Source organism: Bradyrhizobium sp. (assembly GCF_052389815.1).
Classification (GTDB): domain Bacteria; phylum Pseudomonadota; class Alphaproteobacteria; order Rhizobiales; family Xanthobacteraceae; genus Bradyrhizobium.
The window spans coordinates 41,281-55,063 of sequence record NZ_JBQTHN010000093.1 but is presented as its reverse complement, the minus strand read 5'-3'; the positions used below and the strand labels follow the sequence as shown (position 1 = coordinate 55,063).

Annotated in this window: 10 protein-coding genes; all 10 read right to left on the bottom strand. The window is 66.7% G+C overall.

The features are described from left to right. Positions 1–231: 231 nt before the first annotated feature. On the bottom strand, positions 232–1,083 hold the full coding sequence (locus ACT4OC_RS16240; protein ID WP_444840028.1) for an SDR family NAD(P)-dependent oxidoreductase: 852 nt from the start codon (positions 1,081–1,083) through the stop codon (positions 232–234). A gap of 21 nt (positions 1,084–1,104) precedes the next feature. Beyond that, the gene (locus tag ACT4OC_RS16235; RefSeq protein WP_444840027.1) at positions 1,105–1,998 is read right to left on the bottom strand and encodes a LysR family transcriptional regulator; all 894 of its coding nucleotides are present in this window, start codon (positions 1,996–1,998) and stop codon (positions 1,105–1,107) included. Positions 1,999–2,131: 133 nt separating this feature from the next. After that, complete coding sequence (locus ACT4OC_RS16230) at positions 2,132–5,089, bottom strand: bifunctional [glutamine synthetase] adenylyltransferase/[glutamine synthetase]-adenylyl-L-tyrosine phosphorylase (RefSeq protein ID WP_444840026.1); 2,958 nt, start codon at positions 5,087–5,089, stop codon at positions 2,132–2,134. After that, positions 5,086–6,537, bottom strand: coding sequence for an ATP-binding protein (locus tag ACT4OC_RS16225; protein ID WP_444840025.1), 1,452 nt, complete (start codon positions 6,535–6,537; stop codon positions 5,086–5,088). The genes ACT4OC_RS16230 and ACT4OC_RS16225 overlap by 4 nt, the downstream gene beginning before the upstream one ends. Before the next feature lie 3 nt (positions 6,538–6,540). Next, positions 6,541–7,221, bottom strand: a complete 681-nt coding sequence (locus ACT4OC_RS16220) for a response regulator transcription factor (protein WP_444840024.1) — start codon at positions 7,219–7,221, stop codon at positions 6,541–6,543. Positions 7,222–7,497: 276 nt separating this feature from the next. Continuing rightward, positions 7,498–9,087 carry a Do family serine endopeptidase gene (locus tag ACT4OC_RS16215; RefSeq protein ID WP_444840023.1) on the bottom strand — a complete coding sequence of 530 codons (1,590 nt, stop codon included), beginning with the start codon at positions 9,085–9,087 and terminating at the stop codon, positions 7,498–7,500. 222 nt (positions 9,088–9,309) lie between these two features. After that, the gene (locus tag ACT4OC_RS16210; protein ID WP_444840022.1) at positions 9,310–10,653 is read right to left on the bottom strand and encodes a methyl-accepting chemotaxis protein; all 1,344 of its coding nucleotides are present in this window, start codon (positions 10,651–10,653) and stop codon (positions 9,310–9,312) included. 134 nt (positions 10,654–10,787) lie between these two features. Then, positions 10,788–11,288 carry a cytochrome c-type biogenesis protein gene (locus ACT4OC_RS16205; protein WP_444840021.1) on the bottom strand — a complete coding sequence of 167 codons (501 nt, stop codon included), beginning with the start codon at positions 11,286–11,288 and terminating at the stop codon, positions 10,788–10,790. After that, positions 11,285–13,267 carry a heme lyase CcmF/NrfE family subunit gene (locus ACT4OC_RS16200; protein ID WP_444840020.1) on the bottom strand — a complete coding sequence of 661 codons (1,983 nt, stop codon included), beginning with the start codon at positions 13,265–13,267 and terminating at the stop codon, positions 11,285–11,287. Before ACT4OC_RS16200 ends, ACT4OC_RS16205 begins: the two co-directional genes overlap by 4 nt. Continuing rightward, positions 13,264–13,767, bottom strand: coding sequence for a cytochrome c maturation protein CcmE (ccmE, locus tag ACT4OC_RS16195; protein ID WP_444840019.1), 504 nt, complete (start codon positions 13,765–13,767; stop codon positions 13,264–13,266). The genes ACT4OC_RS16200 and ccmE overlap by 4 nt, the downstream gene beginning before the upstream one ends. Positions 13,768–13,783: the final 16 nt, after the last annotated feature.

Below are 13,783 nucleotides of genomic sequence, written 5' to 3'. Positions count from 1 at the left end.
TCAGCTCACGATGCTTCGATGGGTTACGATCCAACGGTCAGCGGCCCGGTCCGGGTGGCCACCCAGGCCGGGCCATTCCTTGCGGAACCCTCACACCTTAGCAGGTCGTGCTGATACAAGGATGGGTTGAGCTCCTCGCGAAACCCATCACCTCCATCTCACCGCCGTGATGGGTTTCGCTACCGCTCAACCCATCCTACGCAGTCAACACCATCCCTACGCGCGCTGTCCTCATCCCTTCTTCACAAACGCCGCAAACGCATCGGCATAGTCGGGATGCCAGCGCGACAGCGCGGGGCGGTTGTCGACGATGTCACCGATCGCCCACAGCATGCGCCGCTCGTCGAGACTTCGCGGCACGTCGTTGTCGGGACAGAGAATGTAGAAATCGCCAGCCTCCAGGCTCCTGATCATGAAGTCCACCGTCTGCTCCGGCGTCCATGCGCCGGGCGGCTTTTCGGTGCGGCCGCGCGCGGTCAGGCCGGTGAAGACGTGGCCGGGGATCAGCAGGTGCGCAGTGACCAGGCAGCCCTCGGTGTTGCGCAGCTCGTGCTGCAGCGCTTCGGTGAACGCCTTCACGCCGGCCTTGCTGACGTTGTAAGCGGGCTCGCCCGGCGGCGTGGTGATGCCCTGTTTCGAACCGGTGTTGACGATGAGGCCCGGCCGGCCGCGCTCGATCATGTGCGGCGCGAACACCTGCGTGCCGTGGATGACGCCCCAGAGATTGACGGCAAGCAGGCGCTGCCAGTTCTCCGGCGGGCCGAACATCTTCGCACCGGGTGAGATGCCGGCATTGTTCATCAGGATATCGGTGCCGCCGAACCGCGTTTGCACCGCGGCTTCCAGCGCGGTCAATTCGTCGCGGCTGCTGACATCGACCCTAGAGATCATGACGTTCGCGCCGCCTGCAGGGGACGCCGATGCCAATTTTGCTTCTGCCGCCTTGAGGCTATCTGCACCGATATCGGCGATGCACACCTTCATGCCCAGCGTCGCAAAGCGCATCGCCGCCGCGAGCCCGATGCCGGAGGCACCCCCGGTGATCACGGCCACATTGCCTTCCGCCAGCGCAGGATGAGCCATCGCTTAGTCTCCTCGTCAAATTCACGACTGCAGCGTCGGCGCGACCTCGCGCGCGATCTGCACCAGCGCCGCGAGCAGCGGCGTCATCGGATCGCGCTGCGGAATCACGAGGCCGATCGAATAATTGACCTCGGGATCGACGATGGGGATGCTGCGCACGGCGTCCGACAGGCCGAGCGTCTCGGCAAGTTTCGCCGGCATCACGCTCGCCCAGCGGCCGGTCTTGACGTGGGTGTAGAGCACGAGGAGCGAGTTCGACGTCAGCGTCGGCGTAGCCTCCGCGCCGACCGAGCTCAAGGCGCGATCGATGATGCGGCGGTTCTGCATGTCGGGGGTCAGAAGGCACAGCGGCACCTGCCCAACCTCCTTCCAGGTCACCTGCTCGCGGTCGCCGAACATCGCATCGCGCGCGGTGAGCAAGCGATAGCTCTCGTTGTAGAGCGGGATCGTGCGCACGTTGCCGATCGGCTCGTTCTCGATATAGCTGAGCCCCGCGTCGACCTCGAGATTTTCCAATAGCCCCAGCACGTCCGAAGAGGTGCAGGACTGGATGCGGAAGCGCACGTCCGGATAGCGGGCGCGGAACGGGGTCGTCAGCTGCGCCACCATGCCGAGCACGGTCGGGATCGCCGCGATCTTCAATTCGCCGGACAATTTTTGCTTGAGGCTCTTGATCTCCTGCCGCATGGCGCGCGCGTCGCCGACGATGCGCCGCGCCCAGTCCAGCGTGCGCTCGCCCTCCGGGGTAAAACCCTGGAAGCGCGAGCCGCGCTGCACCAGCATCACGCCGAGGATTTCCTCGAGCTGCTTCAGACTGGTGGACATGGTCGGCTGCGTCACGCCGCAGGCCTCCGCCGCGCGGCCGAAATGACGCTCCTTGGCGAGCGCAAGCAGAAGTTCGAGCTTGTCGATCAAGTGAAGAGCCTCGTTCGGATTGCGCAAGGAATACCATGACTGCGCCGGAAAATAAGCCAAAAGCAACGCCTTGGGCGGTCATTGGCTGCGGCAATTTCATTTCGATATCGGCCGATTGCGCCGGCCAATCGGCCTAGCCCACCACCGCGTTGAACACCCGCCGCACCTCGACCTGGGTCTCGCGCAGCCGCGCTTCCAGGGCCGAGAAGTCGGGCGTGTCCCCCGCCCGGGCCATCACCTGCAGCAGGTCTTCGCCCGACGCCGCCGGATTGAACTTGCCGGTGACGCAAAGCCGGATGATCTGCGTCAGGTCGTGGTAGAGGCGCGCAGCCCCACGCAAGACCTCGGCGTCGGACGGCGCGAGCACGCCAAGGCGTGCGGCATTGTCGATCACGGCAAGCGTGGACACGTTGAGGATGTCCGGCTTGTCGGCGGCATGGACGAGCTGCAGGTACTGCGCGATGAAGTCGATATCGACGGTGCCGCCGGCGGCATATTTGAGATTCCAGACGTCGTCCTCGCCCTTTTCCTGCGCGATGGCGCGGCGCATGTCGGCGACGTCGGCCGCAGTGGCGGCGGCGTCGCGCGGCCGCGTCAGCACGGAGCGGATCACCTCCTCGATCTTGATGCGGAAGCCGGGCGACGACGAGATCACCCGCGCCCGCGTCAGGGCCATGTGCTCCCAGGTCCAGGCCTCGCGCTCCTGGTAGTCGGCAAAGGAATCGAGCCGCGAGGCCAGCGGGCCGGCGCGGCCGGACGGGCGCAACCGCATGTCGATCTCGTACAGCACGCCGTAATTGGTGCGCGTGGTGAAGGCGCTGATCAGCCGCTGCGTCAGGCGCGCAAAATATTGCGCGCCGTGCAGCGCGCGCTCGCCGTCCGAATCCGGCTGCTCGTGGTCGTGGTCGTAGAGCAGGATCAGGTCGAGGTCGGATGACGCCGTCATCTCGCGGCTGCCGAGCCGGCCCATGGCGATGATCGCGGTCTCCTGATCCCTGATCTTGCCGTACTGGCGGGCAAACTGGTCGGTGACGAGGCCGTGCACGGTGTGGACGATGCCCTCGGCGACGTCGGCGAAGGCGCTGCCGGCCTGCTGGGCCGAGACGGTGCCCGAGAGGATTCGGGTGCCGATCAGGAACAGGCTCTCCTGCCCGAACAGGCGCAGGCGGTCGAGGAAGTCTTCGTAGGAATCGGCATCCTTCAGCGTCGCGGCCAACCGCCCCGAGAGCTCCTTCCGGTCCGGCATCGCGCCGAAGAAGCGCGGGTCGATCAGGCCGTCCACGATCTGCGGCTGCCGGGCCAGCATGTCGCCGAGCCGCGGTGCCGCACCGAGAATCAGCGCCACCAGCGCAACCAGATCGGGGTTCTGGCTGAGCAGCGAGATGAGCCGGCCGCCGCGCTGCAACGCCTGCAGGAAACGGTCGAACGCGATCACTGCATTGTCCGGCTCCTCGGCATGGGCAAGGCCGTCGATCAGGCCGGGCATGAACTCGACGAAGGCGTTGCGCGTCGCCTCGACCCGCAGCGCGCGGTAGTCGCCGGTCAGCCACTGCTGCACGGTGGTCGCCACCATCGCGGGCTTCTCGAAGCCGAGCGACAGCAGGTGATCGAGCAGGCGCTGATCCTCGGGTCCGGCGGCGTAGTTGACGTCGGGCAGCTTCTCCGTGCCGGTCGGGTCGCCCTCGAACAGGCGGCCGTAGTGCCCCTGCACGATGTTGAGCTGGCCGATGAGATCCCTGGCGAAGGCATCGCGGCTCTCATAGCCGAAAAAATTCGCAAAGCGCTCGACCGCCTCGGCGTCTTCGGGCAGCGCGTGGGTCTGCTCGTCCGCGACCATCTGCAGGCGGTGCTCGACGCGGCGCAGGAATTCGTAGGCCGCCGTCAGCTCGTCGCGCGCCTCGTAGGTGATCCAGTTGCTGTTGGCGAGCACATTGAGCGCGAGCAGCGTCGGCCGCGCCCGCAATTCCGGATGGCGGCCGCCCGCGATCAGCTGCTGGGTCTGGGCGAAGAACTCGATCTCGCGGATGCCGCCGCGGCCGACTTTCACATTGTGTCCTTCGACCGATATCTCGCTCTGGCCGCGATAGGTCTGCATCTGCCGCTTCATGTCGTGGACGTCGGCAAGCGCGGCGAAATCGAGATGCTTGCGCCAGACGAACGGCGCGATCTCGGCGACCAGCGCCTCGCCGGCAGCAAGGTCGCCGGCGCAGGGCCGCGCCTTGATCATCGCCGCGCGCTCCCAGGTGCGCCCTTCCCGCTCGTAGTAATGCAGCGCGGCTTCCGTCGAGATCGCGACCTGCGTCGAGGCCGGATCGGGCCGCAGCCGCAAGTCGACGCGGAACACGTAGCCCTCGCCGGTGCGCTGCTGCAACAGCCGCGCCATCGCCTGGGTGACGCGCACGAAGAACGGCTGCGGCTCGATGTCCGGATCGAGCGACGTCGCGTTGCGGTCGAAGAACACGATGAGGTCGATGTCGCTGGAATAGTTCAGCTCGCCCGCGCCCATCTTGCCCATAGCGAGCACGATGAGGCCGCTTCCCAGCTCCGGGCGCTCCGGATCGGGAGGCTTGATGCGACCCCGCGCCATTTCATGGCGCAGCACGAAGCGCAGCGCCATCTGCACCGCGGCCACCGCAAGATCGGTCAGCGCCGCGGTCACCCGCATCACCGGCCACACCGCGCCGATGTCGCACAACGCGATGAGGAGCGCAGCTTCCGCTTTCAAGCGGCGGAGAGAATGCGCTACCTCGGTCTCGCCGGCCGCGGACCACACCGCGGTGGAAGTGCCCTCGATCAGGGAAGCGAGATGCGGCTCGGGGTCGCACTGGAGGATACGGATCAGCCGCGCCGCATCGGCGCGGACGAGATCGAACAGGTATGGCGAGAACTCGGCAATGCCGAGCAGTATCTTCCTGGCAGCATCGTGGTCGAGCAGCGCATCGAGCGCAGCCGACTGCACAGGCTCGAGCCCGGAGAGCCAGTCGCCAAGGCGTTGTTCGGCTTTATCGGGAGCGGAGACATAGGGCCCCGCAACGAAGCGGGCGGCCAGCGGGCGATGTCGTTCCGCGTTTCCCGGCGCGGATGCATTCATGCCACCTTCTGTGGCACATCCAGCGTTTGCGCCGCAAGCCTCTCGCCGCTGCGCGACGGCAGCACCAGCGTCGCCACCAGGCCCGGATGTGCATCGCCAAGGCGCAGCTCGCCGCCATGCAGGGTGGCGACCGCATTGGCGAGGCTGAGGCCGAGGCCCGAGCCGGGCAGCGTGCGGCTCGCCTCCAGCCGCACGAAGCGCTCGATGGCGTGCCTGCGGTCGGCTTCGGGAATACCGGGGCCGCGGTCGGTGACGCTGAGCAGCGCCGAAGCACCCTCGCGGCGCGCCTCGATCAAGATCTCCCGCCCGGCCTTGATGCCGAGGGGCTGCGCAGCGGCGGCCGGCTTGCCGTATTTGATGGCGTTTTCCACCAGGTTGGCGAGCGCCTGGCTGATCAATTCGCGGTTGCCGCGGAGCGGTGCCGCCGCAGCCTTCACCGTCAGCGTCATGCCGTCGTCCTCGGCGAGCGGCTCGTAGAGCTCGTGGATGCCCTTGGCGACCTCGGCGGCGTCGAAATCATCCATGTTGTCGCGCGCCTGGCCGGACTCGGCGCGCGCGATCATCAGCAGCGCATTGAAGGTGCGGATCAGCCCGTCGGACTCCTCGATGGTGCGCTCCAGCGCCGCGCGGTAGTCGGCCTCGTTGCCGGCGCGCGCCAGCGCCTCCTCGGCGCGGTTGCGCAGCCGCGTCAGCGGCGTCTTCAGGTCGTGGGCGATGTTGTCGGAGACCTCCTTGAGGCCGTTCATCAGCGCCTCGATGCGCTCCAGCATGGCGTTGAGATTGCCGGCGAGGCGATCGAGCTCGTCGCCGCTCCTGCCCACCGGCAAGCGGCCCGAGAGGTCGCCGGCCATGATGCGCTGGGTGGTGCCGGTCATGGCATCGATCCGCCGCAGCACGCGCCGCGACACGAAGATGCCGCCGCCGATGCCGAGCACAACCATGACCAGCAGCGACCATTGCGCGCCCTTGGCGACGATGCCGAACAGGCGCCGCCGCTCCTCCAGGTCGCGTCCGATCAGGAGGCGGAAGCCGTTGCTGAGCTCAGAGACCTTCACCAGCGCGCGGTGTTCTGCCCTGTCGTTTTCATCCAGCCGCCGGTACCACGTTTCCGACCAGCCGGTGGTCGCCATCACGCCGGGCGAGAGCGAGCCGACATTGCCGCCGATCGACACCCCGTTGGGCGCGGTGATGAGATAGAGATTGGCGCCCGGCCGCAGCGCGCGGCGGTCGATGGTCCAGGCGAGCCCGTTCAAGCCGCGCCGCAGATAGATTTCGTTGATCTCGGAGGCCTCGGCGTTGACCGTCGTGGTGATCTGCTCGGTGATCAGCCGGCGGGTGTTCCAGGCGAAGAACGCCAGCAGCGAGGCCGCAAACAGGGCGAACAGCAGGAGATAGACCAGCGTCAGGCGAAACGCCGTGGTGCGGATCAGTTTGCCGAACGCCGCCACGGCCTACCGGATGCCGTCGCGGATCATGTAACCGGCGCCGCGGATGGTGTGCAGCAGCGGGCGGTCGAATCCCTTGTCGATCTTGGAGCGCAGGCGCGAGATATGCACGTCGATGACGTTGGTCTGCGGATCGAAATGATAGTCCCAGACGTTCTCAAGCAGCATGGTGCGCGTCACCACCTGGCCGGCATGCTTCATCAGATATTCGAGCAGGCGGAACTCGCGCGGCTGCAAGGTCAGTTCCTCCTTGCCGCGCGCGACACGGTGGGAGAGCCGGTCGAGCTCGAGATCGCCGACCTTGTAGACGGTTTCCTCCGCGGGGCCGCCATGGCGGCGCGACAGCACCTCGACGCGGGCGAGCAGCTCGGCGAAGGAATACGGCTTCGGCAGATAGTCGTCGCCGCCGGCGCGCAAACCCTTGATGCGGTCGTCGACCTGGCCGAGCGCGGAGAGAATCAGCACCGGCGTGCGGTTGCCCTTGTCGCGCAGCGCACCGATCAGCGACAGGCCGTCGCGCTTCGGCAGCATGCGGTCGACCACCAGCACGTCGTAGTCGCCGCCGTCGGCGAGCGCCAGGCCCTCCTCGCCGTCGGCGGCGAGATCGGCGACGTGTCCGACCTCGCGGAACGCCTTGACGAGGTAATCGGCGGATTCGCGGTCGTCTTCGACAATCAGAAGGCGCATGCTGGGATTGGGACTGGGATTGACGACTGAAGTCGCCGGATTGAGCTCTGTCACCATGGCGTGACTGACCCTCTCATGCAAGGCGGGGAAGCGCCCTCTCGACTTGTTGAAAAAAAGCGGGCGGCGAGGCTGGGGGACCTCACCGCCCTTAGGCCCTTCCGACGGAGGGGGGCGTATTCCACCGGAAGGTAGCCAGAGGGAGCGAGCTTTGGACCCGCTCCCCGGAAAGCGCCGCGGCGGGGGCGACTGATGCCGGCGACACCCTCCATCTCGTATTTAACCCTTGGCCAGCGGCACTGCCACGAAGCGCGACGAACCGCCGCTCTTCACGCGCATCAGCACGCTGTTCTTGTTGTCGGTGCGGGCAGCCGAGATGGCATCGCGGACGTCGTCCGCGCTGGCCACGCTCTTGCCGCCGACTTCGAGGATCACGTCGCCTTCCTTGAAGCCGCGTTCCGCTGCGGCGCTCTTCGGATCGACTTCGGTCACCACGACGCCGTCCTTGCCGGCACCGGCGACGCTGTTGGCGGGCGCAACCGTCATGCCGAGCTTCGGCACGTCGGTTCCGCGACCGGGCTTGGCCTTGTCCTTGTCGACGTCGGCCTTGGCCTCGACCTGGTTCGGCAGCTGGCCGAGCGTCAGGTTGATGACCTTGTCCTGGCCCTTGTGCAGGACGTTGAGCTTCACCGCACTGCCCGGCGCGAGGCCGCCGATGGTGCGGGCGAGTTCCCGCGCGTCCTTGACCGGCGCACCATTGACGGCGGTGATCACGTCACCGGACTCGATGCCGGCCTTGGCCGCCGGGCCGTTGTTCTGCGGTTCGGCAACCAGGGCGCCTTCCGCCTTCTTCATGCCGAGGCTGTCGGCGATGTCGGATGTGACCGGCTGGATCTGGACGCCGATCCAGCCGCGGCTGACCGTGCCCTTGTCCTTGAGCTGGGCGATCACACTCTTCACCGTGGAAGCGGGGATCGAGAACGCGATGCCGACGCTGCCGCCGGACGGCGAGTAGATGGCGGTGTTGACGCCCATCACCTCGCCCGACACGTCGAACGCCGGACCGCCGGAGTTACCCTTGTTCACGGGCGCGTCGATCTGGATGAAGTCGTCATACGGACCGTTGCCGATGTCGCGGCCGGAAGCCGAGACGATGCCGGCGGTCACGGTGCCGCCGAGACCGAAGGGATTGCCGACCGCAAGCACCCAGTCGCCGATCCGCGGCTTGCCGTCGGACAGTTTCGCGAAGGGGAAGTCGGTGCGGCCGGACACCTTGATCAGCGCGAGGTCGGTGCGCGGATCGGTGCCGATCACCTTGGCGGTGTAGGTCTTGCCGTCGTCGGCGGTGACCTCGACCTTGTCGGCGCCGTCGACCACGTGGTTGTTGGTCACGGCAAAGCCGTCAGCCGAGATGAAGAAGCCGGAGCCCTGGCCGGTCATCGGACCGCGGCCGCCGCGCGGACCGCCGCGGAAGCCCGGGGGCAGGCCATCGGGACCGCCGAAGCGGCGGAAGAAGCGCTCCATCGGCGAGCCCGGCTGGAACGGCGAATCGTCCTTGTCGGCGCTGTCGTCCTTGGCGGTCTTGTCGCCCATCGCGACCTTCACCGAAATCACCGACGGTTTCACCCGCTCGACGATGTCGGCAAAGCCGGTGGGCTGCGCGACCTTGCGGACTTCCTGGTTGACCTGCGCGTGAGCAGCGCTGGAGAAGACATCGATCGGGCCGTGCGAAGGGGCGAAACCGTAGGCGGCGGCACCGAGACCGGCGACGACCGAGGCCATCAGGGCGAGCTTGCGGAGCGAAAACACCGGGCGCTTGGGCGCCTGGTAGGACGGGAAATTCGAGAGATCGACGGGGCGTTCAGTCATCCTGGTAAGTCTCCAACTGAAGAGAATTTCGACGGTGCGGGGGCGTGCACCTGACAGAGCCGAACATGGGGGCTGCCGCCTTACGGCGCGCTGGCGACGGGGTTAAATTTTTGTAATGCAGACAAAGCCGGCCTGCGGCAGTTTAACGCAGCCATTCCAATAGCTTATCGGCCGATCCTGACCTTGCCGGGATGGCCGCAAGGGCCATTCGCGCGCCAGGGCTCAAATGGCCCGGACGCTCGCGACGAAGCCGCCCACCTCGTCCTTGAGGATTTCGGCCTGACGCGACAGATCGATCGCTGAATCACGCGCGTCGTTCGCCATCCGGCCGGTTTCCGCCGAGGTGATCGTGATCTGCACGATGTTGTCGCTGACGTCCCGGGTGCCCTTGGCGGCAACCTGGACGCTGTTGGAGATGTCCTGCGTGGCGTTGCGCTGTTGCGCCGTGTCGACGTCGATTCCCGACATGATCGCATTGATGTCCGCGATCGTGTTCGATATGCCGTCGATGGCCCCGCGGGTCTCCGCAGTGACGGCCTGGATGCTGGCGACTTGGGTCGAGATTTCCTCGGTTGCCTTGCTGGTCTGGCCGGCGAGGTTCTTGACCTCAGAGGCGACTACCGCAAAGCCCTTGCCCGCCTCACCTGCCCGCGCGGCCTCGATTGTGGCGTTGAGCGCCAGGAGATTGGTCTGCGCGGCGACCGCCTGGATCAGCTGCACGACGGTGCCAATCCGCTCTGCGGCTTCGGAAAGCGCGTGAATCGTGTGGCAACTCTTGCGAGCCTGGGCGGCGGCGCCTTCGGCGCGCTGTGTTGCATCTGTGACGCGGCGGCTGATGGTGCCGATCGACGCCGTCATGTTCTGTGCAGAAGCGGCCACCGTCTGCACGCTGTTGCTGGCTTGGCTGGCGGCGCTGGCGACTGCGCTCGCCTTGTCGCTGGTGTCGTTGGCGGCGTGCGACAACGTCTCCGCGTTGCTTTTCAGCCGGACCGCGGATGCGGCGACGCTATCGACGACGCCGGCGGCCATCTCGTTGAATTGCTTAATCCGCTCGTCGAGCTGGCGGGTGCGCTCGCGCTGACGCTGTGCCTCGTGCAATTCCTGTTCCGTCAGACGGCGGCGCTCAATGCCGTTCTTCTTGAAGACCTCGAGCGCGCCTGCCAACAGGCCGATCTCGTTGCTGCGGCCGAGGCCGGGAATTGGAACCTCGTACTTCTGTTCGGCAACCTCGCTCATCGCACGAACCATTGCCGCCAGCGGCCGCATCACGCCGTCGCGAACCGCGAAATAGGCGGTCAGGCACACCGCGCTGGCAACCACCGCAATGGCGGCACAAGCGATCAGGAAATAGGAGAATGCCGCCTGGGCCTGCTGATAAATCAGCATGGCATGATCGCGGCCGGGACCGCTGAGCGCCTTGAATTCGGCAGCCAGACTCGTGATCTCGTTGTTGAGATAGAGCACTGCGACGAAGCCGGTGCCGCCGCCGATACCCAGTAGCAGCAACAGCGCAAACACGACCGCGCCAACGAGGAAGCGGATAGTCAGATTGCTATTGGAGAACATCGGATCGCTCGGAACACAGGCGGGACCGCCCGGCAATTTCCGTGCAAAACGTCAAGAATGCATGAATGCTGCACGGGCCGCCACGGGCCTCCGTAACACTACGTAGGCTCGCGCCGATGTTGCCGCGCGGACAGCTAGCCGGACTTGTCGCCTTGAGATTCCTCAGCCAGCAGGCGCTCCAGCCGTTTCTCTTCTTCGGGCGTCAACTTCATCAGGGCATCCTCGCTCAGTTGCCCCGCCCGGTGCCGCCGGTTGCTGTAGACCCACAGCGCAATACCACCGCCCATCAAAGCCAGTGGCGGCAGCAGCCACAGCAGCACGGTGTTCTGGTTGAGGCGCGGCTTCAGCAGCACGAACTCGCCATAACGGGCGACCAGGAAATCGATCACCTGCGAATCGGAATCACCTGCCGAAATACGCTCGCGTACAAGGAGGCGGAGATCGCGCGCCAGCGGCGCATCGGAATCGTCGATCGACTGGTTCTGACAGACCATGCAGCGCAGCTCTTTCGACAGCTCGCGCGCACGGGCTTCCTTGGCCGGATCGGCCATGATCTCGTCGGGCTGCACGGCCTGAGCGGGCGAGCCGGCCAAGAGCGCCGCAGCAAACGCAGCGATGATGGCGGCGCGCTTCATTCCGCGGCCTGCAGGCTGCGGGCGGCGCGCGCCGGTTTGGGCGCGCCGACGCGCAGGCGGCGATCGGACAGCGACAGCACGCCGCCCAAGGCCATCAGTACCGGGCCCCACCAGATCAGCAGCACCAGCGGCTTGTAGTAGATGCGCACGGCAATGCCGCCGTCCGACGAGGCATCGCCGAGCGAAACGTAGAGCTGGCTGGCGCCGCGCGTCAGCAGCGCGGCCTCGGTCGTCGACATGCCGCGCGTGGTGAAGCTGCGCTTGGACGGCGTCATCGCCGCCATGGGCCGGCCGTCCAGGCTGACCGAAAACTGCGCCAGCGTCTCGCGAAAGTTCGGGCCCTGCCGCTGCGTCAGGCCTTCGAGCTTCAGCTCGTAGCCGGCGACCCTGGCGACCTGGTCCGGCTTCAGGGTCGCGATGTATTCGCTGTTCCACGTCGTCTCGCAGACGACGCCGATCAGCGCGACGCCGAGGCCGGCATGGGCCAGCGCCGCGCCCCAGGCCGAGCGCGGCAGGCCGCGCGCGCGCCGCAGCGATACGGACGGAGGAACGCGGAACAGCGCGGTGCGCTCGGCGATATCGCTGAGCGCGCCCATCGTCACGAACGCGGCAAGCCCGATCGCCAGCGGCGCCAGCACCGGCCCGCCGCGCATCCAGGCCCACACCATGGCGACGGCAAGCAGCGCGGCGATGCCCGCGGCGACCAGCCGCTGCGCAGCCGCCAGCAGGTCACCGCGTTTCCAGGCCAGCAGCGGCCCGAAGGGAACGGCGATCAGCAGGGGAACGAACAAAGGACCGAACGTCAGGTTGAAGAACGGCGCGCCGACCGAAATCTTCTCAGCCGTGAGCACCTCCAGCGCCAGCGGATACAGCGTACCGACGAACACCGTGGCGCAGGCCGTGGTGAGGAAGAGATTGTTGAGCACCAGCGCGCCCTCGCGCGAGATCGGCGCGAACAGGCCGCCCTGCTTGAGCTGCGGCGCGCGCACGGCAAACAGCGACAAGCTGCCGCCGATGAAGACGCAGAGGATCAAAAGGATGAACACGCCGCGCGCGGGGTCGGTGGCGAAGGCGTGCACGGAGGTCAGCACGCCCGAGCGCACCAGGAAGGTGCCCAGCAGCGACAGCGAGAAGGTCAGGATCGACAACAGGATGGTCCAGACCTTCAGCGCGTTGCGCTTTTCCATCACCAGCGCCGAATGCAACAGCGCGGTGCCGGCGAGCCAGGGCATCAGCGAGGCGTTCTCCACCGGATCCCAGAACCACCAGCCACCCCAGCCGAGCTCGTAATAGGCCCAGTACGACCCCATCGCGATGCCGAGTGTGAGGAATACCCAGGCGACCAGCGTCCACGGCCGCACCCAGCGCGCCCAGGCGGCGTCGATCCGCCCCTCGATCAGGGCTGCTACCGCAAAGGAGAACGAGATCGAGAAGCCGACATAGCCGAGATAGAGCATCGGCGGATGCACGGCCAAGCCAATGTCCTGCAGGATCGGATTGAGGTCACGGCCCTCGATCGGCGGCTGGGCGATGCGCGCGAACGGATTCGAGGTGAGCAGGATGAACAGATAGAACGCGCCCGCAACCCAGGCCTGCGCCGCCAGCACGTTGGCCCGCAGCGACAGCGGCAGGTTGCTGCCGAACACGGCGACCAGCGCGCCGAACAGCGCCAGGATCGCCACCCACAGCAGCATCGATCCTTCGTGGTTTCCCCACACGCCGGTGATCTTGTAGATCAGCGGCTTTGCCGAGTGCGAATTCTCGAACACGTTGGTGACGGAAAAATCCGAGTTGACGTGCAGCGCCGTCAGCAGCACGAACGACGCGCCGACGAACAGAAGCTGCGCGACCGCCGTCGAGCGCGCCATCTCCATCAGCGCGACGTCGCCGCGGCGCGCGCCGACGATCGGCACGATCGACTGGATCAGCGCCAGGGCCAGCGCCAGCACCAGCGCGTAATGGCCGGCTTCGGCGATCACTTCGCAGCTCCCTGCGTCGGCTTGTTTCCCTGCTGGGGCTTGTTTCCCTGCTGGGGCTTGGCGCCGTAATCGTCCTTCCAGTGGCCCTGCTTCTTCAGGGCGTCGGCGACTTCCTTCGGCATGTAGGTCTCGTCGTGCTTGGCGAGCACGGTATCGGCGCGGAAGGTGCCGGAGGCATCGAGCGCGCCTTCGGCGACGACGCCCTGCCCTTCGCGGAACAGGTCGGGCAGGATGCCCTTGTACATCACCGGCAGATTGGTGCTGCCGTCGGCGATGGCGAAATTGACGATGAGATCGTCGCCGCGCTTAAGCGAGCCCGGCTGCACCAGCCCGCCGAGGCGGAAGCGCTTGCCGGCCGGGATCTGCTTCTCGGCGGCCATCGAGGGCGTCGAGAAGAACACGATGGAATCGCGCATGGCGTTCAGCACCAGCCCCGCCGCCACCGCCAGAATGGCCAGCGCGCCGCCGATCATCGTCAGCCGCCGTTGCTTGCGTGTCATGCTTCGCCCTTGTTTC